General features: G+C 66.8%; 17 protein-coding genes and 3 pseudogenes. 10 read left to right on the plus strand and 10 right to left on the minus strand.

Annotated elements, in window-relative coordinates:
- Positions 1–27 precede the first annotated feature (27 nt).
- Positions 28–554 (minus strand): annotated as a pseudogene (locus ACNH6H_RS05160) (acetate--CoA ligase family protein).
- 786 nt (positions 555–1,340) lie between these two features.
- Between ACNH6H_RS05160 and ACNH6H_RS05165 the strand changes: the two are divergent.
- Together ACNH6H_RS05165 and ACNH6H_RS05170 are read left to right on the plus strand one after the other, a co-directional pair.
- The gene (locus ACNH6H_RS05165) at positions 1,341–2,561 is read left to right on the plus strand and encodes a LamG domain-containing protein (RefSeq protein WP_418316204.1); all 1,221 of its coding nucleotides are present in this window, start codon (positions 1,341–1,343) and stop codon (positions 2,559–2,561) included.
- A 477-nt stretch (positions 2,562–3,038) separates the two neighbouring features.
- Positions 3,039–3,373: pseudogene (locus ACNH6H_RS05170) on the plus strand (integrase); the annotation flags it as partial.
- Positions 3,374–3,668: 295 nt separating this feature from the next.
- Here ACNH6H_RS05170 and ACNH6H_RS05175 read toward each other — a convergent pair.
- Entirely contained in the window at positions 3,669–4,217 is a 549-nt protein-coding gene (locus ACNH6H_RS05175) for a methyltransferase family protein (RefSeq protein ID WP_418316205.1), read from the minus strand.
- Between the two features lie 14 nt (positions 4,218–4,231).
- Positions 4,232–6,463 (minus strand): heavy metal translocating P-type ATPase, encoded by a 2,232-nt coding sequence (locus ACNH6H_RS05180; RefSeq protein WP_418316207.1) that lies wholly within the window; start codon positions 6,461–6,463, stop codon positions 4,232–4,234.
- A 90-nt stretch (positions 6,464–6,553) separates the two neighbouring features.
- Here ACNH6H_RS05180 and cadR point away from each other — a divergent pair, with 90 nt between their 5' ends.
- Complete coding sequence (gene cadR / locus ACNH6H_RS05185; protein WP_418321232.1) at positions 6,554–6,997, plus strand: Cd(II)/Pb(II)-responsive transcriptional regulator; 444 nt, start codon at positions 6,554–6,556, stop codon at positions 6,995–6,997.
- Between the two features lie 127 nt (positions 6,998–7,124).
- Here cadR and ACNH6H_RS05190 read toward each other — a convergent pair whose 3' ends face one another.
- Positions 7,125–8,135 (minus strand): AI-2E family transporter, encoded by a 1,011-nt coding sequence (locus ACNH6H_RS05190; RefSeq protein ID WP_418316209.1) that lies wholly within the window; start codon positions 8,133–8,135, stop codon positions 7,125–7,127.
- Between the two features lie 443 nt (positions 8,136–8,578).
- Here ACNH6H_RS05190 and ACNH6H_RS05195 point away from each other — a divergent pair, with 443 nt between their 5' ends.
- Entirely contained in the window at positions 8,579–10,183 is a 1,605-nt protein-coding gene (locus ACNH6H_RS05195) for an amidase (protein ID WP_418316210.1), read from the plus strand.
- 228 nt (positions 10,184–10,411) lie between these two features.
- Positions 10,412–11,485 (plus strand): isocitrate/isopropylmalate dehydrogenase family protein, encoded by a 1,074-nt coding sequence (locus ACNH6H_RS05200; protein ID WP_418316212.1) that lies wholly within the window; start codon positions 10,412–10,414, stop codon positions 11,483–11,485.
- A 39-nt stretch (positions 11,486–11,524) separates the two neighbouring features.
- Here ACNH6H_RS05200 and ACNH6H_RS05205 read toward each other — a convergent pair whose 3' ends face one another.
- Positions 11,525–12,766 carry a YbfB/YjiJ family MFS transporter gene (locus tag ACNH6H_RS05205; RefSeq protein WP_418316214.1) on the minus strand — a complete coding sequence of 414 codons (1,242 nt, stop codon included), beginning with the start codon at positions 12,764–12,766 and terminating at the stop codon, positions 11,525–11,527.
- 105 nt (positions 12,767–12,871) lie between these two features.
- A complete protein-coding gene (locus ACNH6H_RS05210; RefSeq protein WP_418316216.1) occupies positions 12,872–13,834 on the minus strand; it encodes a LysR substrate-binding domain-containing protein in 963 nt (320 codons plus the stop codon).
- Between the two features lie 169 nt (positions 13,835–14,003).
- Between ACNH6H_RS05210 and ACNH6H_RS05215 the strand changes: the two genes are divergently transcribed.
- Positions 14,004–14,864, plus strand: a complete 861-nt coding sequence (locus ACNH6H_RS05215) for a PhzF family phenazine biosynthesis protein (protein ID WP_418316218.1) — start codon at positions 14,004–14,006, stop codon at positions 14,862–14,864.
- A gap of 17 nt (positions 14,865–14,881) precedes the next feature.
- Entirely contained in the window at positions 14,882–15,301 is a 420-nt protein-coding gene (locus ACNH6H_RS05220; protein ID WP_418316220.1) for an ester cyclase, read from the plus strand.
- A gap of 50 nt (positions 15,302–15,351) precedes the next feature.
- On the opposite strand, the gene ACNH6H_RS05225 is transcribed toward ACNH6H_RS05220, so the two are convergent.
- Positions 15,352–15,783 carry a GFA family protein gene (locus ACNH6H_RS05225; protein ID WP_418316222.1) on the minus strand — a complete coding sequence of 144 codons (432 nt, stop codon included), beginning with the start codon at positions 15,781–15,783 and terminating at the stop codon, positions 15,352–15,354.
- A gap of 257 nt (positions 15,784–16,040) precedes the next feature.
- Here ACNH6H_RS05225 and ACNH6H_RS05230 point away from each other — a divergent pair.
- Positions 16,041–17,352: pseudogene (locus tag ACNH6H_RS05230) on the plus strand (ABC transporter substrate-binding protein).
- 97 nt (positions 17,353–17,449) lie between these two features.
- Positions 17,450–19,219 carry a purine-cytosine permease family protein gene (locus tag ACNH6H_RS05235; protein WP_418316224.1) on the plus strand — a complete coding sequence of 590 codons (1,770 nt, stop codon included), beginning with the start codon at positions 17,450–17,452 and terminating at the stop codon, positions 19,217–19,219.
- Between the two features lie 21 nt (positions 19,220–19,240).
- On the opposite strand, the gene ACNH6H_RS05240 is transcribed toward ACNH6H_RS05235, so the two are convergent.
- The 3 genes from ACNH6H_RS05240 to ACNH6H_RS05250 all read right to left on the minus strand — a co-directional run bounded on the left by ACNH6H_RS05240 (position 19,241) and on the right by ACNH6H_RS05250 (position 23,743).
- The gene (locus tag ACNH6H_RS05240; RefSeq protein ID WP_418316225.1) at positions 19,241–20,311 is read right to left on the minus strand and encodes a TauD/TfdA family dioxygenase; all 1,071 of its coding nucleotides are present in this window, start codon (positions 20,309–20,311) and stop codon (positions 19,241–19,243) included.
- 535 nt (positions 20,312–20,846) lie between these two features.
- A complete protein-coding gene (locus ACNH6H_RS05245; protein ID WP_418316226.1) occupies positions 20,847–21,845 on the minus strand; it encodes a diguanylate cyclase domain-containing protein in 999 nt (332 codons plus the stop codon).
- Positions 21,846–22,147: 302 nt separating this feature from the next.
- On the minus strand, positions 22,148–23,743 hold the full coding sequence (locus tag ACNH6H_RS05250) for a hypothetical protein (RefSeq protein WP_418316227.1): 1,596 nt from the start codon (positions 23,741–23,743) through the stop codon (positions 22,148–22,150).
- Positions 23,744–24,150: 407 nt separating this feature from the next.
- Between ACNH6H_RS05250 and ACNH6H_RS05255 the strand changes: the two genes are divergently transcribed.
- Positions 24,151–25,047, plus strand: coding sequence for an alpha/beta fold hydrolase (locus ACNH6H_RS05255; protein ID WP_418316228.1), 897 nt, complete (start codon positions 24,151–24,153; stop codon positions 25,045–25,047).
- Positions 25,048–25,177 lie beyond the last annotated feature (130 nt).

A 25,177-nucleotide genomic window follows, 5' to 3' on the forward strand; every position in this document is an offset into this window, starting at 1 on the left:
GCATGGCAGCTGCCGCGGCGCCTTCCCTCAACCCCGTTCGACCAACGCGTCGACCACCAGCGCGCCTTCGCCCACCGCGCCCAGCATCACCGGGTTGAGGTCGATCGAGGTGACGCGACCCGCCGCAGCCGTGATCAGCTTGCCCACGGCGACTGCAACTGCCGCCAGCGCTTGCACGTCCAGCGCCGGCTCGCCGCGCACGCCCGCCAGCAGCGGGGCGATGCGCAGCTTGAGCAGCGCAGCCACGACCTCCGCCGTGTCAAAGGGCGGGACCAGCAGCGCGATGTCCTGCAGTGCCTCGACATATTGCCGCCGTCGCCGACCACGACCACCGGGCCGAACAGCGGGTCGTGGCGCGCGCCGACCAGGCATTCGTGCCGCCCCTTGTGCTGCGCGGCGACGATCACGCCGTCGCGTGCTGCATCCAGGTCTTGCAGCTTGGCCCATTGCGCCTCGAACAGCGTCGCGGCTTCGTCGGCGCTGCGCACGTTCAGGCTCACCAGGCCGTGTTCCGACTTGTGCGGCACGTCAACCGAACAGGCCTTCACCACCACGGGCGAGCCGAGTTCGGCAATGGCCTCGCGCGCTTCGCTGGCGCTGTAGGAATGCCAAGTCGTTGAGTGATCCCAGGACGCGGCGGTTCGCCGTCTTTCCTACGACCCAGCGTTGCATTGCGCCGAGATCTGGTGTGAGACCAGCCTGAAGTATCGGGGCTGGTCAATGTTCCCTTTCGGCGGTAGAGCGGTCGCGCCGTTCATGAACCATCGAATGGCCGATGATGAGCACCGCAGTCGCTCAGACATCGACATCGAGTGACTCAGTTCAGTCTGGAATCGGATACCAGTCGCTTGAGCGACGGCAACGCAGCGGGTGCAGTCCTTCGATTGCGAACCACCTGCTCCCGCTGACTGACCCAAAGCGGCCACTCGCATCAGCGACAGTGCCCAACGCCAATGACGGCGGTTGGAGGTAGTGCTGTCGCTGGCCGCTGGACGAGAGTCACCCGGCTCACCGACCGCTTCTCAGGCGAGTGAAGGCGCAAGACCGCCCCGAAAGCGACCACAGGCACGCGGCTAGGCGGTCGGTTGGTTGCAGCCATCGCCAAGAAAGATTTCGTGCGAAAGCACGGGTTCCCCTATCCCGACCCACCGGTTTGACCTGCAGGTTCAAAGCGTGTAACGTCATTTTTGGCAGCAGCTGGTCGAACAGCGGTTGAAGGAGATCCGTCCCACCTGTCGCATAGACATTCTTGCCGATCCCATCGGCGGAAGTCTCAGGAGGGATGATCTATCGAGGCTGTCGCCCTTGGGTTCTTCAAATCTTTTCGCAAGTGAGGACCCATGAAAACATCAGCAATCAGTCAAGAAACAAGAACTCTGTCTGCAGCCCTTGATGGCCGTAGCGGCCAGCGACGGTGCACATCAGGTGCCATCGTCGCCCGGTTCGCGAGTTGTGCGATATTGCTTTCCGGCCTCGCGTCGCCCGCGTTCGCGCAGACGGCGCTGGATTTCGATGGCAGCGACGACCATGTCGCAGTGCCGAACCACCCGACCCTGCAGGTGAGCGCGGCCTGGACCATGGCGGCCTGGATCAGGTGGACCGGCAGCGGCCCACTGCAGACCGTCCTGGCTCGCCCCAGGGCTGCTGGCGGCACCGGAATCAGCATGAATATCCGTCCTGATGGATCAATCACGTCCGGCATGAACGATGGTGTCGGCTTCAACGGGGCCGCATCTGCGCCAGCAGCGACAGTGGTGCCAGGCGAATGGATGTATGCGACAGCCGTCTACACCGGCAGCGAGCTTCGGATCTACATGAACGGGACTCTGCGGGGCACCTTGGGCCCACTTCCGGGCACTGTTGTCGGCACCAGCACACAGCCTTTCCTGGTCGGGGTCGAAGGATCCGCGTCGCCACTGATACAGAGACAATTCTCGGGTTCTATCGACGAGGTGAGTTATTGGTCAGTGGCCAGAACGCAGCCGCAGATCGTAGACGCGATGAACAATTGCCTGACCGGAGCCGAGCCCGGCCTGATCACCTATCTGAAGTTCAATGAAGGCGCCGGCAGTTCCTCGGCTCTCGATTTGTCTCCCAATGGGAACAACGGCACGCTGGTGAACATGGATGCAAGCACGGACTGGGTCTCGTCCTCGTTCTGCCCGTCCAACGCCGCGCCGGTCTGCACCAACGCAACGCCCACGACGGCAATGCTGTGGCCGCCCAACCATCATTTCACGCCGATATCGCTCAATGGCGTCAGCGATGCCGACGGCGACTCAGTGGTGATCACCATCGACGGCATCCGCCAGGACGAGAAGGTCAAGGGACCGGGCAAGAAGCATCCCGATGCGCATGGCGTCGGTACCTCGATTGCACAACTGCGCGCAGAGCGCGACGGAAAGGGCGATGGCCGTGTCTACCATGTCGCGTTTACCGCGTCGGATGGCAACGGTGGCAGTTGCCAGGGCACCGTCAAGGTCGGCGTCCCGCACGATCAAGGCAAGAACGGCGGGCCGCCGATCGACGGCGGGCCGTTGTTCGACTCGACGCTCGAGTAAGCGGTTGACGGTGACGGGCGCCCGGCCGCTGGCAGGGCGGCCGGTAGCCATGCGCATGCGGCGGCGGGTAGCGACCGGCCGGGCCGCTCGGGTCCAAGCTGGCCGGGCCAGGATTCGAGATGGTTGGCGTCGGTTCCGAGCCGGCGCCGGCGCTTAATCTTGGAGGCCTTGCCCTTCCCGCGTCCCAGCCATGCGTCCTTGTCTTCTCGATCTCCGACTGCTCGTGGATCGCGGCATGATCGTTTCGCCATTTCGGAAGCTGCACGTCACGAAAACCAGCAATCGGCCGGGACTTGCAGTCGGCCGACATCCCCGTAAGCTGACCCTCAGCCCGACCCGATGCACACTCTGGTGCTCGAAGAGCAGCGGCAAGTCCATGGCGTGCGAGCGCATCCTGTGTGGCCCTCAACTCGATGGGAAACGATCATGGGAACCGCAGGTAACACCGCTCAGCGCGAGCCGTGAAACAGGGGCAAGATCGTCGGACAGAAGGCACCGTTAAAGCTCAAGGACATTTGGACGCTGCGCTTGCGGCTCCAGATGGAAGACCGAGTGCGCGAACTCGCTCTATTCAACCTGGGCATCGACAGCAAGCTGCGTGGATGCGACCTCGTCGCCCTGAAAGTCAGAGACGTATCTATGGCGACCAGGTCGCGGCGCGTGCCTTCGTCATGCAGCCCAAGACGCAGCGGCCCGTGCATTTCGAGATCACGCAGGCTACCTGGGACGCCTTGCAGGCCTGGATCAAGCAGGCGGGACTGAAGCCAAAGGACTTTCTGTTCCCCAGCCGGCTGCACGAGGGCCAGCCCCTCAACCCAGCCCCCAAGGTGGACGGTCAATCACGCGCAATTTGGCAAGCCAGGCAAGTAGTCTCGTGCTTCTGCGGGGCGGACCGGCATCGAACTCTATGCCGCAGGCGTTCGCACGATCTCGGCGGACGGCCCTCTCGAATTCGCACGCCTTGAAGCACGAGCTGCATGCTGCAGGCAGCGCCATTTCGCGGCACTGACAGCGCCGCCGCGGTGTGCCGCCTTGTCGTTTGCGTGAGGACTGCTGTTGAGACCAGGCAACCGGTGGCAATGGAGAGGGGGTTACGCAGCGCGCATGCTAGAAGTAGCGCCGCGTTCGACGCGAGTATCTCGCCCACGCTTCACCGTGCCGGGCCGCGAGCCATGGCTCTTCGGCAAGCGGTGCGACGAGCAACACGGCGATGCCGGCGGCCGCCACCATCAACACGGCTGGTGAGGCGCTCAGGATCGTGGCGCCGACGAAAATGCCCATGTCCGCCACGTACTGCGGATTGCGGGAGAACCGGTACATGCCGTCGGTGATCAGCTTGCCTTCGGCGCCGCTTGTCGCCTGCATGCCCATCCGACAGGCACCGCGCCACGCCAGGACGTTGCCGAGCACGATCAACGTGCCGCCGAGGCCCCAACGCAGCGCAGCCGGCCAACCGGAGGCGTTCCAATCGAGCACCGCCAGTACGCCGGTGCTGGCGAAGATCACCACCGTCAGTGCCCAGACAGTCATCCGGTTCAGCGGCGTCGACTCCATCGGCGGCCACAAGCGCCGCGGCGGAAAGGCGATCGACCACAACAGCATCGCCATGAGTGCAAGCGCTGCGGCAAGGCCGAGCGCGAGCACGAGCACGAGCACGATAGTCTCGCTTGTCATGACCTGCCATGCGCCTTGCCCAGCAATCGCAAGCCATTGAATACCACCAGCAGGCTCGCCCCCATGTCGGCAAACACCGCCATCCACATCGTGGCGCTGCCGAACACGGCCAGCACCAGGAAGACCGCCTTGATGCCCAGGGCCAGCGTGATGTTCTGCCACAGCACGGCGTGTGTCGAGCGCGACAACCGCACCGTTTCAGCGATGCGGCGCAGGTCGTCGTTCATCACGACCACGTCGGCGGCCTCCATCGCGGTGTCGGTGCCGGCGGCGCCCATCGCCATGCCGATGTCGGCCTGAGCGAGCGCAGGCGCGTCGTTGATGCCGTCGCCGGTCATCGCGGTCGGGCCGAACTCGCGCTGCAGCGACTTGATCGCGCCGAGCTTGTCCTCGGGCAAAAGGTTGCCCTGCGCCCGCGCGATGCCGGCCTCGCGCGCCACCGCGCTGGCCGTCGCCTGGTTGTCGCCGGTCAGCATCACCGCGGTGATGCCCAGCGCCTGCAGCGACGCAACCGCCTCGCGCGACGAGGGCTTGATCGTGTCGGCCACCGCGAACAGCGCAATCACGCGATCCGGCGCGGCCAGCAGGGTCACGGTGCGACCGGCCTCCTCGTGCTGCTTCAGTTGCTGCTCGAGCGCGGGCGAGCATTGGCCGCGCTCCTCGATCAGCCGGTGGTTGCCCAGCACGTAGCTCACGCCGCCGACGTCGGCCTGCACGCCGCGCCCGGCCAGCGCCTGGAAGTTGACCGCCTCGACGCTGTTGGGCTTCAGGTCCGCCGCGATCGCACGCGAGACCGGATGGGCGGAATGACCGGCCAAAACCGAGGCGATGTGCTCCGCTTGCGCCGACTCGGTGTCCGGGTCGACGACGGCCCAGTCGACCAGTTTCGGCTTGCCCTCGGTGAGCGTGCCGGTCTTGTCGAGCGCGATCGCCTTCAGTTGGCGCGCCTGCTCGAGGTAGATGCCGCCCTTGACCAGGATGCCGCGCCGCGCCGCCGCGGCCAGGCCGCTGACGATGGTCACCGGCGTCGAGATCACCAGCGCGCAGGGGCAGGCGATGACCAGCAGCACCAGTGCCTTGTAGATGGCCTGCATCCAGGTCCAGTCCAGCAGCCAGGGCCCGAGCACGGCGACCGCCAGCGCGATGACGAAGACCGCGGGCGTGTAGACCGCCGCAAAGCGGTCGACAAGACCCTGGGTCGGTGCGCGCGTCGCCTGCGCCTCCTCGACCGCGTGGATGATGCGCGCAAGCGTCGAGTTCGAGGCCGCGGCCGTGACTTCGAACTCGAAGCTGCCCGAGGTGTTGATCGTGCCGGCGAAGACGAGGTCGCCAGCGGCCTTGTCGACCGGAATGCTCTCACCGGTCACCGGGGCCTGGTCGATGCTGGTCTGGCCCGAACGCAGGATGCCGTCCATCGGCACCCGTTCGCCCGGTTTGACGCGCACCAGCGCGCCGACCGCCACCTCGCCGACCGGCAACAGCGCCCAGCCGCCGTCGGCCTGGCGCACCGAGGCCTGCTCCGGCGTCATGTCGAGCAGGCCCTTGATCGCATTGCGCGCGCGGTCCACCGCCCGCGCCTCGATCGCCTCGGCGATCGCATAAAGCGCCATCACCATCGCAGCTTCCGGCCACTGGCCGATCAGGAACGCGCCGGTGACCGCCACCGTCATCAACGCGTTGATGTTCAGCCGGCCATGGCGCAATGCGGCCAGCCCTTTCTTGTAGACGTCGACACCCGCCAGCCCGATCGCCAGCGCAGCCACCGCCAGACCCACCACACGCCAGACGTTGGTCTCCGGCGCGAAGAAGCCGATCAGTTCGGCGCCGATGGCCAGCAGCAGGGCGGCCGCGAGTTTGGGCAGCTGGCCGCGGGTGGCATCGTGGTCGTGCCCGTCGGCTGCGTTGTGCGCGCCAGCGTCGGCGGGCGCGGCCACCGGCTGCGGATCGAAGCCGGCCTTGCGGATGGCCGTCAGTGCAGGCGCAATCGAAGGCGGATCGGCGTCGAGGGTCAAGATGCGCCGCCCGAGCTGGAAGCGCACGCCACGAATGCCGGGCACGCCGTCGAGCGCGCGGCGGATCTCGGACTCCTCGGCCGCGCAGTCCATTGTGGCAATGCGGAAACTGCGACCATCGACGAGCTGCGCGGCTTCGGCTCGATGAGCTGGTGACGGACTGCCGCAACTCCCGCAGCTGGCGGCCAGGTGATCCGTGACGTGCGAATGCTTCATTGCAGGTTTCCTTGATTCCAGAAAATATTTGAAACCATGAAGTGGGTTTAGAGTCAACCCAGGGTCGATTCCACTGTTGAAGGCTTGCTGATGAAGATCGGAAGCTTGGCCGAGGCCACGCAAACACCTGTCGAGACCATCCGCTTCTACGAACGCGAGGGGCTGCTTCCGCCGCCTGCGCGGGCGGACAACAACTACCGCATCTACATGCCCGCCCATGTGGAGCGGCTGGCCTTCGTGCGGCAATGCCGAAGCCTCGACATGACGCTGGACGAAATCCGGGCATTGATCGAACTGCGCGAGTCGCCGGCAAAGGATTGCAGCGACATCAATGCGCTGCTCGACGAGCACATCGGCCATGTCAGCCAGCGAATCAAGGAATTGCGCGCACTGGAAAAGGAGCTCCGTGCCCTGCAGGCGCGCTGCACATCGCCGCATCCGGTGTCCGAATGCGGCATCCTCGACGGACTCGATCGCGCCGCGTCGTCTCCGTCCACGGTGGCAAAGCAAGGCCATGTGCATGGTTCTCACTGAGGCGATCGACGCGCGTTCAGACCCAGGAACCACGGGGTATCCCAGGCGATGCCGTCGAAGCCCTCGCGCGTGAACGGCCACAACACCGGCGACGGGTAATGGTCGGCCGAGTGCGTGAAGATGTCGATCAGGACATGCGGCCAGCCTCCAGCGTCTGCTCGATGTAGAGCTTGCGCACCAGCACCATTGCCACGACCATCAGCGGCGTTCCGAACACGATGCCGGGGATGCCGAACAGCGTGCCGAAGACGACGACCGACGCGACCGCGAGCACCGGTGGCAACTGCACTGCCCAGCGCTGCACCAGCGGGACGACGACATTGCCCTCGACTTGCTGGATGACGAGGAACAGCAGCGCCACGTAGAGCGCCTGCTGCGGGCCTTCGACGAACGCGACCAGCACCGCCAGCAGGCCCGAGGCGATCGGCCCGAAAAACGGCACGAATTCGAGCAGGCCGGCGGTCAGTCCGAGCGCGAGCGCGAGCGGCATCTGCAGCAACGACAGTCCGACGGCTACCGCGACGCCGACCAGCACCATCGTCAGCGCCTGGCCGAGCAGCCAGCGCGTCAGCGCATGTCCGGCGGAGTCGAGCGCCTCGGCGACACGACGGCGCCGGCGTGGCGGAAACAGCCGCAGCAGGCCATTGCGATAGAGGTAAACGTCGAAGGCGAGATAAAGCCCCATCAACACGATCAGCAACAGCGAAACCATGCCACTCGCCAGCGTGCCGGCAACGCCGGCGATGCCTTCCCACGGCAGGTCCGAGGTGTCGGTTTGCTCGATCAGCACCAGCAAGCGATCGCCGAGCGGAATCTCGGTCAGCCATTCGCGCAGGTTGGCCCAGGCGCGCGGGAGTTCGCTGCCGAGCGCCTGGAACTGTTCGGCCAGCGGCCTGCCGAGCAGCCACAAGCCGAGGCCGAGCACGACGCTCAGCGTCAACAACACGACGCCGGTCGCGAGGCGCGGCGACAGCCGGGTACGGTCTGCCAGCGGATTGGCCAGTGCGCGCAGCGACGCGGCGATCAGCACCGCGCCGAACAGCAGCATCACCGGCTGGCGCAGGTGCCAGACGAGCGCCAGCAGCACCACCGTGGCGAGCAGCCGCCACAGCGTCGCGGCACTGATGTCGCGCGCCATCTCAGTGCGGCCGGCGCCGTGAGCCGTCCCGGTATTGACACCGGGTTGGTCGATGGCGTTCGGTTCGGCGGTTCGGCGCGGGGCAAGGCATCGTCAACGGGACGTTGTGGTTGTTCTCCATGGGTGGACCGCGAGATGCCCCGTGAGTTTCGTCGGATGTCCGCGCCGCTGAAGCTCCTGCGCCTGGCGTGCGGAGGTTTGCGCATTGGTTGCGGTCGGTGGCAGAACCTGCGGGAGCGGCTTGAGCCGCGATTGCGGGGGCCTCGGAATCTTGGTGAATCGGGGCTGAAGCCCCTCCCACAAGCAAGCGCCGCTTGCTTGTTGCTCCGCGACCGGGATTTGCCCGCTTGTAAACTCGCCGCGTGAGCACGCCGCAGATCCGGTCGGGCCGCCCATCGGCGGCCGTGACGGCCTCCTACCTCTCTCGTCCGATCTGACGCGCGGTGGTCGACCGGCGCGGCTTTCTCGTCCACTCGGCGCTGCTCGCTGCGGCCGGGCCGGCGCCATTGCTGGCGGGCCAGGCGGTGCCGCCGGGCGACGTGGCATCGCTGCTCGCTGCGCTGCAGCAGGGCCGGCTCGATTCGTCGGACGTCGTCGATGCGCTGCTGGCGCGGGCCGACGCGATCGACAGTGCGGGCCCGCGCGTCAATGCGATCGTCGAACGCAATCCGCTGGCGCAGGCGATCGCGCGGGCGATGGATCACGAGCGGCTGCAGGGCCGGATGCGCGGCCCGCTGCACGGCGTGCCGATCCTGCTGAAGGACAACATCGACACCGGCGACGAGATGCTGACCACCGCCGGCTCGCTGGCGCTGGCCGTTCGCCCGGCACCTGCCGACGCGACGCTGGTGCGGCGGCTGCGCGCCGCCGGCGCGGTACTGCTCGGCAAGACCAACCTGTCGGAGTGGGCCAACTTCCGCGGCGCGCGGTCGGTCAGCGGCTGGAGTGCGCGCGGCGGCCAGACGCTGAACCCGCATGTGCTCGACCGCAGCCCGAGCGGCTCGAGCTCCGGCTCGGCCGCCGCAGTGGCCGCCGGGCTGGCGCCGCTGGCGATCGGTACCGAAACCGACGGCTCACTGGTGTCGCCGGCGTCGATGTGCGGCGTGGTCGCGATCAAGCCGACGCTCGGCGTCGTCAGCCGCCACGGCCTGGTGCCGCTGGCCCACAGCCAGGATACGGCCGGGCCGCTGGCCACCTGCGTGGCCGACGCCGCGCTGCTGCTGCAGGCGATGGCCGGCGCCGACCCTGCCGATCCGGCCACCACTGCGCCGGCCGCCGCCGTGGCACGGCATCGGCTGGCCGGCCTGCGGCTCGATGCCGGCGCGCTGTCCGGCGCACGACTCGGCGTTGCGCGCGAACATTTCGGCGTGCATCCCGCCGCTGACGCGCTGGCCGAAACGGCGCTCGCCACGTTGCGGGCGGCCGGCGCGGTGCTGGTCGATCCGGTCACCGTCATCGCCGATACCGAGGCGCTGGGCGCGGCGGAATTCGACCGGCTGCTGCACGAGTTCAAGGCCGGGCTCAATGCCTACCTGGCACGCCGCGGCGATAGCGCCGAGGTGCACAGCCTCGCCGAACTGATCGCGTTCAACCGGGTGCATGCGCTGGCCGAGATGCCATGGTTCGGGCAGGAGACGTTCGAGGCCGCGCAGGCGCGCGGCGGGCTCGACAGCCCGGCCTATCTGCGCGCCAATGCCACCTGCAAACAATTGGCGTGGACGCACGGCCTTGGCGCGGCGCTGCGCCGCCACCGCCTCGACGCGATCGTTGCGCCGACCACCGGCCCGGCCTATCCGATCGACCCGGTCGGCGGCGACCACTGGGTCGGCGGCAGCTCGCAACCGGCCGCGGTGTCCGGTGCGCCGCACATCACGGTGCCGATGGGCAGCGCATTTGCATTGCCGGTCGGGCTGTCGTTCTACGGCGCGCCGGGCCACGATGCACGGCTGCTGCAGCTCGCTTATGCCTATGAACGGCGCGCACCGCCGCGGCCAGAGCCGGGTTTCCTCGAGACCGTCGCGAGGCCGCGCGGGGCGCTGGCGCGATAAGCGGGGCGGCCGCTCTAGCTGAGCGAGTCCCGCACCCAGAGTTCCGCACCTGGTGCATCGACCTCCATGGTCCTCGAGACCCCTGCGCTGCGGATGTCCCAGCCGGTGTGGCGCGTATGCTGTCGGGCGTCGCCGCCGCGGGCATCGACCGAGCAGATTCCGTGCTCACACCTGATGCAATTCGAAGCCCTTGGGGCAACAACGTCTGGTCGTGCAAAGGAGGTTTCGATGAACAGCTGTTCGATTGCCGTTCTGCCCGGTGACGGCATCGGCGTCGAGGTGATGGCCGCCGCGCTCGAGGTGCTGCACCGCACCGGGACGCGGATCGGCCGCGGCTTCGACACCGTCACCCACCCGGCAGGCGCGCAACACTTTGCCGACACCGGTGTCGCGCTTCCCGAGCCGACACTGGCCGCCTGCCGCGCGGCCGATGCGACGCTGTTCGGCGCGATGGGCCTGCCGCATGTGCGCGGTGCCGATGGCACCGAAGTCATTCCGCAACTTGACATCCGCTTCGCGCTCGACCTGTATGCGGGCGTGCGCCCGGTGCGCACCTGGCCCGGGCTGCCGGTGCCGCTGGCCGATCCGCGCGGCACACGCATCGACCTGGTGCTGGTGCGCGAAAACACCGAGGGGCTGTTTTTCGCCCGCGGCCGCGGCACGGTCGACGCCGATGCGGCCTACGACACGATGAAGATCAGCCGCGCCGGTACCGCGCGCGTCGTCGATTTCGCGTTCCGGCTGGCGCGGCTGCGCAAATCGCAGGGCCGCCCGGGGCATGTCACCAATGTCGACAAGGCCAACGTATTCCGCTCGATGGCGTTCTGGCGCGAGGTGTTTCACCAACGCGCCGCCGTCTTCCCCGACATCGCACATGGCGACGCCTATGTCGACGCGATGGCGCTGAACCTGGTGCTCAAGCCCTGGGAATACGACGTGCTCGTCACCGAAAACATGTTCGGCGACATCCTGTCGGACCTGATCGCCTCGCTGGTCGGTGGCATGGGGATGGCGCCATCGGCCGACATCGGCGACGACCACGCGCTGTTCCAGCCGGCGCACGGCAGCGCACCCGACATCGCCGGACAAGGCATCGCCAACCCGACGGCGATGATCCTGTCGGCCGCGATGATGCTCGACTGGCTCGCCGACCGGCGCGGCGATGCCGCGCTGGCCGATGGCGCGCGCGCAATCGAATCGGCGGTACAGGGCGCGTTCGAGAGCGGCGCGGTGCGGCCGCGCGAATTTGGCGGCGCGAGCGGCACCACCGACATCACACGCGCGGTGCTCGAGCGGCTTTGAATCCGCTGGCTGCCGTGCCCGGACGCGGCGCTTCCCGCGTCAGTCCACCGTTTTCTCTTCGCGCGCGATTGCACGCTGCCGCATCGCCAGCAGCGCGCCGATCCACAGACACAGCGCCGAGACGACAAAGCCGCGCGCCAACCCGCCAGGGCCATCGGCAATCCAGCCGACGACGGTCGGGCCGATGATCTGGCCGGCAGCAAAAACGATCGTGAAGGCACCGATGCCGGCGGCCCACTGCGCTGCCGGCAGGTTGTGGCGGACCCAGGCGGTGGTCGACGCGACGACAGACAGAAACACGCCGCCGAACAACAGGCTGGACGCAAGCACCACAGGCCACGCGCTGGACAAGGCCGGTGCGATCGTCGCGACGCCGACCAGCGCATTGAGCAGCGCCAGTGCGCGGCCATCGCGGCGGCGATCGAGCAGGCCGGCCCACAGGCGGGGCGAGACCATCACCGCAATACCGAGCATCGCGAAATAGGCCATCACCGTCGATGAGGCCAGCCCCTGCTCGCGCAGCAGCGCAACGATGAAGGTCATGTAGCCGATATAACCGACACCGAACATCGCATAGGCGGCCAGCGCCAGTGCAAACCGGCGCAGCGGCACGGGTGCGTCGGGTGTGCGGCTGCCTGCAGCAGCCTGCGCCGGCGCCGATCTCGCAGCGAGCCGGCGGACGGCGCGGCGCAGGATGTCGGTTGCCACGAAACAGGCCAGTGCCAATGCGGCCCAGGCATAGGCCCAGGGATGCGCGAGATCGGCCGCCGCAGCCATCGCCGACGGCACGAGCAGCGCCGACAGGCTGATGCCGAGGCCGGTGCCGCCGTAATACAGCCCGATCAGCAGCCCGGCCCTGGCCGGTTCGGTCGCGCCCAGCCGCGCGGCCAGCAATCCGCCGGCGATGAAGACCAGCGCGCTGCTGATGCCGGCGGCCAGCCGTTGCGCCAGCCAGATCGTCGTATCAGTGAACAGCCCGGAGACCGCCATCAGCACGCTGGCTGCCACCGCGCCCCACAACATCACGGCAGCCGGCGGATAACGGCGCAGCAGCAGCGGCGTCAGCAGCGCGCCGAGCAGATAACCGGCCGCATTGCTGGTATTCATCGCGCCGGCCAGCGCATAACTCCAGCCGAGGTCGTCGCGCATCGGCGGCAGCAACAGGCCGTAGGCGAAGCGCGTGATGCCGAGCGACAACGCGGCGCCGAGCGACAGCATCAGCGCGATGCGGATGCTCGAATCGACGAGGCTGACGGTGCGGGTTTCGGTCGCCGTGTGCATGGCATGCAAGTATGCGTGGCGCAGCCGATCTTCGATCACCGGTTCCGGTTTCAGCTGAAACCCGAACACCTCCGTTGTTGCAGTTCGATGTCCTCCCGAATCATTTCATCGCGTCGAGGGATGACCATCACTGCTCGCCGGCCTGTGCTCCGTCAGCAGCGCGACCCTGCGCTGGTGTTGTTCGGCCTGCTCGGTCAGCCACGCCAGGAATGCAGCGATGCGCGGATGAGGCGCTTCGGCATGGCGCGTCAACACGTGATAGCCGAACTCGGTTGTTCGCCACGGCATCAGCGCATGCAGCGCACGGGATTCGATTTCGTCGATCACCAGCGACGCGCGGGCGATGCACAAGCCGACGCCGGCGCGGCACGCGGCCAGCGCGAGGCTGGCGTCGGAGACGCCGACCATCACCTGCGCCGATCCGGGCCGCACACCGGCCTCGCGCAGCCATGGCGACCAGCTGCTCCATGGCTCCTGCTCGAGGACCGACTCGTCGTGGATCAGCGGCCGGCTGCCGATGAACTCGGCGAGCGGCTGGTTTGCAGGCGGCGCGCTCGCCGACAGCACGCTGGCGACATCGCCCATCAGCAGGCGCACATCGACACCGGGATAACTGCCGCTGCCGAAACGCAGCGCAACGTCGGTCGCGCCGCTGCGCAGATCGGCCAGGCGCGACGATCCCTCGATCGACAAACGCAGCCCCGGATGGCGCTCGACCAGCGACGCCAGCCGCGGCAGCAGCCAGTGCTGCAGCAGCGACTGCGGTGCCGATATCCGCAGCGGTCCGTCGAGCGGCGCAGCGCAGAGTTCTTCGGTCGAGCTTTCGATAAGCCGCATCGCGGTGGCGATGCGTTCGGCATAACGACGACCCTCATCGGTCAACACAACGCCACGCGCCAGTCGCTCGAACAACGCCACACCGAGCGACGATTCCAGGGTCCGGATGCGCAGGCTGATCGCCGCCGCGGTGACGTTCAGTTCGTCGGCGGCGCGGACAAAACTGCGATGCCGTGCCGCCGATTCGAAGGCACGCAAGGCGTCGAGCGGAGGGCGACGAATGCGGGTCATCAATTCTCCGATGCGGGCAGGTGCCGGGTGCGGTGCCGGCCCGAGATGCGACGAGTCTACGTGCCCGCGAGACTCAGCTGGACTGGGTCTCAGGGCAAAAAACCATCGCTTGTCGTACCGCACCGGCGACTCAGAATACAAGCGCAACACCATCCCTGAGGAGCCTGCCGTGAACAGCGACAACAACCTGCACCGACTGAGCGCCTTCACCGACCATCCCGCCGGCGGCAACCCGGCCGGCATCTGGATCGGCGAGCGGCTGCCCGATGCCGCGCAGATGCAGCGCATTGCCGCCGAGGTCGGTTATTCGGAAACCATCTTTCTCGCACCACGCGTCGGCAGCGTGCGCGAGGTGCGCTATTTCAGCCCGGCGGCGGAAGTCAGCTTCTGCGGCCATGCAACGATCGCCGCCGGCGTGTTGCTCGGCGAGATCGACGGACCGGGCCGCACCAACTTTCTGACCCGCGCCGGCGAGGTCGAGGTGACGACGGGATTGCGCGACGGCCGGACCTGGGCGTCGCTGCGTTCGGTGCCGACACGGCACGAAGCCGCGGCCCATGATCTGGTCGACGCAGCGCTTGCGCTTGTTGGCTGGCATCACGACGAGCTCGATCCGAGGATTCCGCCGGCCAAGGCGTATGCCGGCGCCTGGCACCTGGTGCTGGCAGCGCGCGAGAAGTCGCGCCTCGACACACTCGCTTATCCATTCGAGGCACTGCGTTCGCTGATGCAGCAGCATCAGCTGACGACGCTGCAACTCGTCTGGCAGGAGCATCCAGGCCAGTTCCACGCACGCAACCCGTTCCCGGTCGGCGGCGTCGTCGAAGACCCGGCGACCGGCGCTGCGGCGGCCGCATTCGGCGGCTATCTGCGCGATGCCGGATTGATCGCGGCGCCGACCACCTTCACGATCGAGCAAGGCGAGGCGATGGGACGCCCAAGCCGGATCGATGTCGAGGTGCCGGTGGCCGGCGGCATCGTCATATCGGGCACCGCCGCGGCGATCGCCGCCGAGCCGGCAACCGCCTGAGCTACGCAGGCGCAGCAATGGACAGCAGCGCATCGGAGACGCCGCAGGCGGCAGCCGAACGGCTCGCACGCGATTTTCTCGAGCGCGTCTGGGGCGGCTGGCCCGATCTCGACGCGATCGACCAGCTGATGAGCGAAGACTACGAACTGGTCTCGGCCGGCACATCGATTCGCGGCCGGATCGCGTTCAAGCAATGGGTGGCCGATTTCCAGCAGCGGCTCAGCGGCGCCCGCAACGAGGTCACCGACGTCTTTGCGTCGGCGGCCGGCGACCGTGTCGCGGCACGCTGGATCTGCAGCGGCCGCAGCGCCGGCATCTTCGGATTGCCGGCCGACGGCCGCCGGTTGCACTTCAGCGGGCTGAGCATCTGGGCGGTGCGCGAGGGCCGGCTGTCGCGCTGCTGGGTCGAACGCAGCGCACCGATCGTCGACGACTGAGCGATCACCAGCGCGCGCTGCGGACCAGCGTGCGCAGTCGCATCAGGCAATCACTCGTTCATCCACTCACCCGACCCGCCGACCTCAGCCGGAAAGTCCTTCAGCTTGGGCACGCCATCGCGAACCGGCAGCACCGACTCCGCGTAGTGCAGGTGGATGTCGGGCCGGAATTCGATGTCCGGCATCACGCCGGCGCGCACGTCGGTCAGCGCCATGTCCGGATGGCGGGTGATCAGATGGCCGCCGCACTGCAGGCAGAAGTGACGGTCGCTGATGCCGACCTTGTTGAAGTGGCCGAGCATCGATTCGCCGGCGACCACCCGCACGTCATCGGACTTCCACAACATGAATGCGGCCATCGGCCCGCCCGAATGGGCGCGGCAGGAATTGCAATGGCAATAACCCATCTGCATCGGCCGTCCGACGACCTCGATCTCGACGGCGCCGCAGAAGCAGCTGCCCTTGAATTTCTCAGCACCCATTGCTCGAACTCTCCTTCCAGATGGCGCCGCGCATGCGGCGCCGGAACAGGTTCGATCTTCGCGTTCAGTTGTCCGCGCGGCATCGGAAAAATGGGCCATCTGGCGGGCCACGGCAATACGCCGGCAGCAGCTTGCAGCTGGCGGTTGCGCCGCCCCGCGATCGACGCGCAGTCTGGTTCGGCAATCAATCGCGCATTGACAGCATTCGACTCGAAGGCGCAGACTGGTCCTGCCATCTCCCCAATGAGAGGAATCCGATGAAGCCTGGACCAGTTCTGCTGGTCGCCATCGCGCTCTTTGTTGCACTGCCCGCGAATGCGCAAACGACGCTGAAGATCGCGACAGTCAGCAATCCCGACATGAAGCGGATCCAGAGCCTGTCCGGCGAATTCACATCCGCGAACCCGGACATCAAGCTCGACTGGATCAGCCTCGACGAGAACACGCTGCGCCAACGGGTCACCACCGACATCGCAACGGGCGCCGGCCGCTTCGACATCGTCACGATCGGTGCCTTCGAGACGCCGATCTGGGCCAAGCGAGGCTGGCTGTCCGAGCTGAGCAACATGCCGGATGGCTACGACGTCGACGATCTGCTGCCCTCGATCAGGAAAGGCCTGTCGTTCGACGGCAAGCTGTATGCCGCGCCTTTCTATGGCGAATCGTCGTTCACGATGTACCGGACCGATCTGTTCGAGAAGGCCGGTCTCGAGATGCCGGCCGCACCGACCTGGGACTTCATACGCACCGCCGCATCGAAGATCAGCGCGCAAAAAGGTGACGCCTACGGCATCTGCCTGCGCGGCAAACCCGGATGGGGCGAAAACGTTGCCTTGATCACCGCGATGGCGAACTCCTACGGCGCGCGCTGGTTCGACAGCGACTGGCGCCCTCAGTTCGACAGCGAAGCCTGGACCAGCGCCGTCAAGGAATATGTCAGCCTGCTCAGGGACTTCGGACCGCCAGACGCCGCAATGAATGGCTATGCCGAGAACCTCAGGCTGTTCAAGGAAGGCAAGTGCGCGATCTGGATCGATTCGACCGTGGCGGCGGCGTCGATCACCGATCCGGCGGCGTCTCGAGTCGCGGGCCGGGTCGGTTTCGCGCTCGCGCCGGATCGCGGCCTCGGCAAGCGAAGCAATTGGCTGTGGGTCTGGGCGCTGGCGATTTCATCGCAGTCCGCGCACCAGGAAGCAGCCAGGCGCTTCGTCGCCTGGGCAACCTCGAAGCAGTATGCCGAGCTGGTGGCCGAAAAGGAGGGCTGGGCGCACGTGCCTCCGGGCACGCGGCAGTCGCTGTACAAGAATCCCGCCTACCTTCAGGCAGCACCGTTTGCAGAACTGGTGCTGGCATCGATCGAGGCGGCCGACCCGGACAAACCGACGGTCGACGAGGCACCCCGGCATCCAGTACGTCGCGATTCCCGAGTTTCCAGGCATGGGGACGGCGGTCGGCGCACGGATTGCCAAGGCCGTGGCGGGCCAGATCACGACCGATGAGGCGCTGAAGAATGCGCAGTGGGTCACCGACAAGGTCATCAAGCGCGCGCGCTTCCTGATCGAAAAATAGCAGGCGCACGCGCAGGCCCGTGCCGGGCCGGTGATTGCCGCGAGCCGCGCCCGTCTCGGACCGCCGTCCGGGAAGAACGGAACAGCAGGAGGATCAGGTGAGCGAATCGGCGATCGACAAGCATCAATCCGTCGCACAGATGGACGACGAACTGCTCCCGGTTCCGAAGCACCGGCTGCATGGACCAGGCCATTTTCTCGGCCTCTATGGCGCGGAACACGTTGCAGCAACCGAATTCGTCATCGGCGCGGCCTTCGTCGCGATGGGCGCGTCGATCCACGACATCCTGATCGGGCTGCTGATCGGCAACACGCTCGCCGTGCTGAGTTTCTGGCTGATCACCGCGCCGATTGCGGTCAAGACACGGCTGAGCCTCTACACCTACCTCGATCGCAACATGGGCGAGAAATTCTCGCGCTTCTACAACGGTGCGAATGTGCTGATCTTCGTCGCGATCTCGGCCGCGATGATCACGGTGTCGGCAACGGCCGTGCGGGTGCTGTTCGACATTCCGCCGCAGATCTATCCCTATCCGAGCAACGTCGCCTTTGCCGCGATCGCCGCATCGGCGAGCGTGATCGCGGTGGTGGTGGCGTATTTCGGCTTCAACGTCGTGGCCCAGTTCGCGACCATCTGCACGCCCTGGCTGATGGTGATGTTCACCGCCGGCGGCATGGTGCTGATGCCGGCGTTGAACGAAACCCTGACCGGCTATACGACGCTGGCGAGTTTTTCCGATTTCGTCAACCTGGCGGGCGCAACCGTATTCACCGGCATCAATGCCGAAGGGGAACCCGGCATCGGGCTGATGGAAGTGATCGGCTTCGCCTGGGCCGCGAACACATTTGCGCACTTTGGCCTGGTCGACATGGCGCTGCTGCGCTACGCGAAGAAATCGGTCTACGGCCTGTGCACCGCAACCGGCATGATGTTCGGCCACTACATCGCCTGGATTTCCGCGGCGTTGATGGGCGCGGCAACGGCGTCGATCATGAACCTGAGTGTGGCCGTCGTGTCGCCCGGCGATGTCGCCTACTACGCGCTCGGCGCCACCGGCTTCGTGATCGTGATCATCGCGGGATGGACCACGGCGAATCCGAACCTCTATCGCGCCGGTCTTGCAGCCCAGGCCGTATTCCCGAACATCGCACGCCAGCGGGTGACGCTTGTGGTCGGCGCGGTGGTCGTGATCGGCAGCTGCTTCCCGTTCATCTACCGCAGCATCCTGCCGATTCTGGCCTACGCGGGACTGGTGCTTGTACCGATCGGCGGCATCGTGTTCGCCGAACAGCACCTCTTTCCGAGGCTCGGCTACAAGAGCAACTGGTACCGGCTGAAGGGCGTCAAGGACAACATGCCGGCGCTGGTCACCTGGGGCATCTGTCTGGTGTTCGGCTTCGGCTTGAATCTCATCAACATCATGCCGTTCGTCTACCTGTTCCTGCCAACCTGGGTCGTCGCGATCGTCTGCTACACCATCCTTGCCAAGCAGGCCGGCGCCGACAAGAGCTACCCGGCGGCCGAGCAGCGCGAGGCCGACTTCGACCGGCAGGTCGAGCAATACCACGCAGAGCTGGCACGCAAGGAGGGCCACGAGCACGTGAAGGACACGTCCGGCCTGACCAAGCTCATCAAGGCAATCTGGATCGTCGTCGGCCTGGTCGTGCCGGCCGTGCTCGCGTGGCGCGTGCTGTTCCACAGCCCCGATCTCTACGAGTACTACGTGAACCGCGAGCTGTTCTACGAGGTGACGATCTGGTGCACGCTCGTCTACTTCGTATTCGCCTGGTGGGACCTGCAGCGGTCGAAATCGGCGCAACGCGCAAGCGAGCCGTCAGCCGGCAAACAGGCGGCAATGCCGTCCTGATCTGCCGCCGCGCGAAGGCGATCATTCAAGAGCCGCGCGCAGCCGCCCGTCGGCGCTGACAACCCCGCCGCGATCACCCGGCGTGACGCTGCCATAACGCTGCGCGAAGACCTCGGGCAATGGGCGCGCATCGATCGGCGCCAGCCACAGACGCAACAGGTAGCGGCGCCGCTCGGGCTCCGGCCAGTCGACGAAGGCCGTGCGGTCGTGCAGCAGGCTGTGGTTGTGCAGGAACTGCATGTCGCCCGGCTGCAGCGCCATCGTGAAATGCAGCGCCGGATCTTCGGCCAGGCTGTCCAGCAGATCGAGCGCCTCGATCTGCGCGGCGCTGAGCCGCGGCGCATCGGCGAAGCGCTGCGCCGAATCGATGTACTGGCGCTGATAGATCGCCGACAGATGGCCGGCAAACCAGTTGAATACCGGGATCTCGAAATAGGGCCTGGCACCCGGCGGCACCTCGCCCCGGCGGTCGGTGGCCAGCGGCTTGAACAGTTCTGCAGCCAGGTCCGGGCGGCGCGCGCGCAGCTCGTTGTAAAGCGTCGTCGACGAGACCAGCGCCGACAGCCCGCCGCTGCGTGCGGTCTGCAGGCACAGCAGGCCGACGATGTCGGCCGAATCGGTGTGGAAGGTCTGGCGATCGTGCGTCTGGTAGATGCGCACATTCGGGTCATTGGCCGACAGGCCGAGGTCGCGCACATGGCCGAGCACATGCCCCTGGGAATTCTGCGAGCGCGCCGCGCCGAGGTGCGCACCGAGGCCGTAGAAAGCCGCCGCGCAGCGATGCCGGCCCCAGCGCTCGACCGGCAGGCCGCGCCACAACACGAAGCCGCGCCCGTTCAGCAGTTGTTCGCGCATCCGCGCCAGCCGCGTGGCCAGATTCGGCAGTGGGAAACCTTGCTGGGTCAGCGTGCCGAGTTCGATACCCGGGCGCAACCACGGTTCGCAGGCGGCGTCGATCTCTTCGAGTTCGGCTTCATCCAGCGTCTCGGTCCACTCGTCGGCGCGCCTGGCCATGTCGTCGCCGCGCCATGCGCTGGCATCGTCGATCTGCGCCGGCAGTCCGGCTGGAAAGGAGCTGTCTGTCTGGTCCATGGCGGATTATTGGCGCCGCGCGCTTGCCGGACCCCAGCGAAACCGGGCGTCGCCTGGCTCCTCCTGCAGACGTCGGCTATCCAATCGCTCAACATGGGCGTCAGCTTTCCGGCGACCGATCGTCGCCCGACCGGCGGTGGCCGACCCGGAGCGGCCGTTGGCCGCTTGGCGGTGGGTGGCTTTTGTGGGAGGGGCTTCAGCCCCGCTTCGGGCTCTTGGGTGCGCGCGTGCCCTTCGAATTGCATGCCAAGACCGAGCGGCGCGGCAGGCGGCACCCGGTCGTGGCTCATGACCCGGCGGTCCTCGCTGGCGCTCGGACTGCGCCTTTGCTCTCGCCTCTGTGCCAGCCGATTCGCAGTCGTGCAAAAGCCCGAATCGGGGCTGAAGCCCCCTCCCACAAAAATCAGTGCCGCATGCGAGCTCAACGGCCGCCCCGGGCCGAGTATGTGAAATCTAACGCCTCGTCGTAGATGCAAAACAAGACAAGGGAAGGCTCGATGTCCGCCGCTTTGGACCAGCCTGGCAGTCGCCGCCCCTACAACGGTGCCGGACGGGTGACGCTGCAATCCCGTCCGCTGCGCTTGGCGTGATAGAGGGCGCTGTCTGCCCGTTCGATGACAAGGGCCAGCGGCTCGCCCGCACCTGCCTGCGCGATACCGCCCGAGAAGGTGTACGGCACGGAGTCCGCAGGCTGCAGCGTGCGGCGCACCCGCTCGAGCACCGTGTCCGCTTCGGCAAGCGATGTACCTGGCATCAGCAGCAGAAACTCCTCGCCGCCAAGTCGACCCAGCATGTGTGGTGGCCGGATCTGCTGGTTGACATGCTTGCAGAACGCGCAAAGCACGGCATCGCCGATGTGATGCCCGTAGGTGTCGTTGACGGCCTTGAAATGGTCCAGATCGAGAATTGCCAGACTGAGCGGCTGCGACTGCCGGCGCCGATCGAGCAGGGCCGACTCTGCCAGGTTCATGATGTGCCGTCGATTCGACACACCGGTCAGTGAATCGGTATGCGCTTGCTGCAGCGCCTCGCTGTGCGCTTCGCGCAAAGCCATCGCCAGCTCCTGGTTTGCCTGAACCATGCGCTCGAGTTCAGCATTGCGCTCACGCAGCGCCTGGCGCTGTCGATACAGCTCGACGAAAACCTGCACCTTGCTGTGCAGTACCCGGGGGTCCGTGGGTTTGGACAGGAAGTCGACAGCACCGGCGCCATAGCCGATGAACTTCCGCGCCAGGACGTCCGATTCACCGGTGATGAAGATGATCGGCACGCTGCGTGTCTGCTCGTTGCTGCGCATCCACTCGGCCAGCTGGTAGCCGTTGATCTCCGGCATGCGCACATCGATCAGCGCCAACGCCACGTCCTGGTCGGCCAGCAGCTTCTGGGCGGCCACAGCGGAGTTGGCCGTCAGCACCTCGACATCGGGCTGGGCCAGAAAGTCGTGCATCGTCTGCAGCAAATTTTCTGAATCGTCGACCACCAGGATGCTGACGGTCGTTGGATTCTTCCGGCTGTCGTCTCGCAGGTCTGTCATGTGCGGAGCCTCACGTCAATGTGCCATGCCCCAAGCTGGATTCGCATGTTGTTTCGGCTTTCCATCCGATTGCCCATGGCACCCATGACGAGCCAGCCCCGCTCCGCGCCTCAACGCTTTCGGATCCGGCGCCACGCCTGTCATGGCAATACCGAAGTCGCTGCCTCGATGGTTGCCCGCGTGACTGTAAAAGCTCCGCGAAGCCGCCGCGTAGGAGCAGATCCCGGCGCGATGTCATCGCAGCTCCTGATCTGTTCGTCGGCCGCGCGTGCAACGTCTCCAACCATCACGCGGCCCGTCGTTCAACCCGCAGCGTCGCCACTTGCCGCGCGCAGACGCCCGACCTGGGTCGTCAGGCCCGCCAGGCGTTTGCCGATTTCCTCTTCCATCAGCCGCGCCCGGTTCAGTATCTTCTCGCCGCCACCGACGATGGTTCGCGCCGAGGTCCGGATCTCCTCGAAGCCATTGATCTGCTTGCGGATCGCCTCGATCGCGCCGTCCATTTCGGCCAGGCTCGCGGCCTCGTCCTCGTCGTGCTGGCTGGCGCGCACGCTGAGCGCCTTCGCCAGCAGATAGGCGGCCTTCAACCGCACATCGGTGGCCGGATTTTCGGCATCCCAGACGACGACGATGTCCAGCCCCCAGCGGTGCAGCTCCGGCATCCCGGCCGGCGCGGTCTGCGCCGAATGGACGAACAGGCAGACCGATGCCGAGCGGTTGCGCCGCGCCAGGTCGGCTTCCGCGAGCGTGCCTTTCAGCGAATAGGCGCCACTGGCCTTCGCCTCGACGACGATGCGTGCGCCGGCGGCCACCGAATCCGGCCCGATCGTCACGACAAAATCACCAACCTTGCAACGCGGCACGACGCCGGCGCTGTCGCCGACCGGTTCGAGAACCTCGTCGGCAGCGAGGCAGTGCGTCTGCAGCTGCTCGCCGACACGCTGCTCGAATTCGTTGCCATACAGCGTCGAGCGGCGCGCATCGTCGCGGCGGGTCACGATGCGCTCGAGCAGCGAGGTCATCTTCACTTCGAATGCCTGCGAACGCTCGGTCTGCGCCTGCTCGAAGCGCTCCAGCCGTTCGACGATGCGCGTCAGGCCCGACTCCGGGTTGTCGAGCGAAAACTGCGCACTGATCTGCCCCTGCGCCTGCTCGACCCGACCGACCAGCCGCGACAGCGCCGAATCCTTGTTGTCGAGCGAAAACTCGGCCACCACCGACGTGACCCATTCGCCGAGCTTGCGCTCCAGATCGCCATGCCGGTCTTTCAGTTCGCGCACCAGGCGGCTCAGCGCGCTGTCGGCCTTGTCGAGCGAGAACTCGCCGGCGATCGCTTCGCTCTGCAGCGTCAGCGCCTGCGTCATCTGGCCGCGCAACGCGGCGATGAACTCATTGCCCTCCTCCGGGCTCAGCAGCGATTGCAGCGCGCTGTCGTCGCCGAGGTGGCTGGTCAGCATCTCGTCGAGTGTGCGACGCGCCGAATCGACCTGCGTCGCGATCACTGCGGCCAGTTCGCCATCCTGGCGCAACAGGCGCTGGATGCGGTCGGTGAACGAGCCGCTGGCCGGATCGAAATAGTTGCGCAGCGTGCCGCCGAGCACCTCGTCGAGCAATTCGCGGTGCCTCAGCAGCCGTTCCTCGAGCGTGCCGAGCAGGCGGTCGCCTTCGTGGCGGATCGCCGCGCCATCGACGGTGCCGCGCGCGGCCTTCAGCGACATGATGCCGATCTTCAGCGCGGTCAGCGCGAGGTCTTGGCGATCCCGCCCTTCGGCCGATTCGAGCAGCGCCGCCACCGTTTCGGGGTCGGTGACACAGAGGTGCAGGTACAGGGCATTGCTCGCCGAATCGTCGCGGTCGTCGACGGATTCGGTTTCGGGGCTGGACATCATCGCGCTCATCGGCTGGTCTCCTGGCAGTGATCAGAACGGCTACGGTAACGATGCGGTGGATCACCCGGTGAGCCTGTGCCAAGGGAAAATCCGGATGCCGGTGCCGAAAGTCGGTCTCGGGCGGTCGACCAACGGAGAAAACGCAATGTCGAAACTGACCAGCTGGTTTCTGAACGCGGCGATCCTGCTGCAGATTGCCGTTTGGCTGCTCGCGCTGTGCGCGGTCTTCTGGGCGCTCGAACTGCTCTCATGAGGAAATGCCTGGCGGCGTGGGCCGCCACACGGTGGTGGGGGCCCCATCCACGGCAAAATGGTGCCGGCTTATTGCGCGTCGGCACATTGGGGCCATCGGCTCGCGCAAACCGCGCCGCATTCAGGCACGATGGCGGCTGTCTGCATTCCAGGAGACCTGTTCGATGAAGACGATCGATACGCCGCTGCTGCGCATCGCCTACGACGAATTCAATCCTGCTGGCAGTCGGACCGTCGTGCTGCTGCACGGCTGGCCGGACAGCCCGCGGTGCTGGTCGGCGGTCGCGCCGGTGCTGGCGCAGCAGGGCTGGCGGGTGCTGGTGCCGGCGCTGCGCGGGTTTTCACCAACGCGTTTTCTCGATCCGGCGACGCCGCGGACCGGGCAACTGGCTGCGCTCGGCCGCGACCTGCTCGATTTCATCGATGCGCTGGGTCTGCAGAACCCCGCGCTGGTCGGCCACGACTGGGGCGCCCGCGCCGCAGCGATCGCCTGCGGCCTGCGGCCCGGTGTCGCCAGCCACCTGGTGCTGCTGTCGGTCGGTTACGGCACCAACAGTGCAGACCAGCCGCTGAGCCTCGCGCAGGCGCGCAATTACTGGTACCACTGGTACATGGCGACGCCGCGCGGCCAACGCACCGTGCGCCGGCAGCGGCGTGAGTTTGCAAAGATCATGTGGGATACCTGGGCGCCGGCCGGCTGGTACGCCGAGGCGGAGTTCGAAGCGACGGCGCACGCCTTCGACAACGACGACTGGCCCGACATCACGCTGCATTCCTACCAGCACCGTTGGGGCCATGCCCCGGGCGACCCGGCCTACGATGCCGACGAGGCGAAACTGTCGCCGGCGCCGGTGCTCGAAGTGCCGACGCTGGTGCTGCACGGCGAGGTCGACACCGTCAACCATCCGGATACCTCGGCCGGCAAGGAGCAGTTTTTCAGCGGCCGCTATGAACGCAGGCTGCTGCCCGGCCTCGGCCATTTTCCGCAGCGCGAAAATGCCGCGCAGGTCGCGCAGGAGCTGAGCCGGTTTCTCGAAGCCGGCGCCGGAAGCAACAACTAGCCGATCTGGCCGGCAGCGTACCGGCGCTGCGCAACAGCGCATCCCGACTGGCCTCGTTCGACCGCGCGCCCGCCGGCGGCACCGGGTGATGCGGGGACCGAACGAGCCGCCCGAGTGCGGGTTTTCGCCT

The organism is Pseudideonella sakaiensis (assembly GCF_048320135.1).
Taxonomy (GTDB): Bacteria; Pseudomonadota; Gammaproteobacteria; order Burkholderiales; family Burkholderiaceae_C; genus Ideonella_A; species Ideonella_A sakaiensis_A.

What these genes read in the sequence shown, in the direction of transcription:
- ACNH6H_RS05180 (WP_418316207.1), bottom strand. Translation starts at nt 6,463, where the DNA reads ATGAAGCATTCGCACGTCACGGATCACCTGGCCGCCAGCTGCGGGAGT.
- cadR (WP_418321232.1), top strand. Translation starts at nt 6,554, where the DNA reads ATGAAGATCGGAAGCTTGGCCGAGGCCACGCAAACACCTGTCGAGACC.
- ACNH6H_RS05240 (WP_418316225.1), bottom strand. Translation starts at nt 20,311, where the DNA reads ATGGACCAGACAGACAGCTCCTTTCCAGCCGGACTGCCGGCGCAGATC.
- ACNH6H_RS05210 (WP_418316216.1), bottom strand. Translation starts at nt 13,834, where the DNA reads ATGACCCGCATTCGTCGCCCTCCGCTCGACGCCTTGCGTGCCTTCGAA.
- ACNH6H_RS05255 (WP_418316228.1), top strand. Translation starts at nt 24,151, where the DNA reads ATGAAGACGATCGATACGCCGCTGCTGCGCATCGCCTACGACGAATTC.
- ACNH6H_RS05245 (WP_418316226.1), bottom strand. Translation starts at nt 21,845, where the DNA reads ATGACAGACCTGCGAGACGACAGCCGGAAGAATCCAACGACCGTCAGC.
- ACNH6H_RS05225 (WP_418316222.1), bottom strand. Translation starts at nt 15,783, where the DNA reads ATGGGTGCTGAGAAATTCAAGGGCAGCTGCTTCTGCGGCGCCGTCGAG.
- ACNH6H_RS05220 (WP_418316220.1), top strand. Translation starts at nt 14,882, where the DNA reads ATGGACAGCAGCGCATCGGAGACGCCGCAGGCGGCAGCCGAACGGCTC.
- ACNH6H_RS05205 (WP_418316214.1), bottom strand. Translation starts at nt 12,766, where the DNA reads ATGCACACGGCGACCGAAACCCGCACCGTCAGCCTCGTCGATTCGAGC.
- ACNH6H_RS05200 (WP_418316212.1), top strand. Translation starts at nt 10,412, where the DNA reads ATGAACAGCTGTTCGATTGCCGTTCTGCCCGGTGACGGCATCGGCGTC.
- ACNH6H_RS05190 (WP_418316209.1), bottom strand. Translation starts at nt 8,135, where the DNA reads ATGGCGCGCGACATCAGTGCCGCGACGCTGTGGCGGCTGCTCGCCACG.
- ACNH6H_RS05250 (WP_418316227.1), bottom strand. Translation starts at nt 23,743, where the DNA reads ATGAGCGCGATGATGTCCAGCCCCGAAACCGAATCCGTCGACGACCGC.
- ACNH6H_RS05165 (WP_418316204.1), top strand. Translation starts at nt 1,341, where the DNA reads ATGAAAACATCAGCAATCAGTCAAGAAACAAGAACTCTGTCTGCAGCC.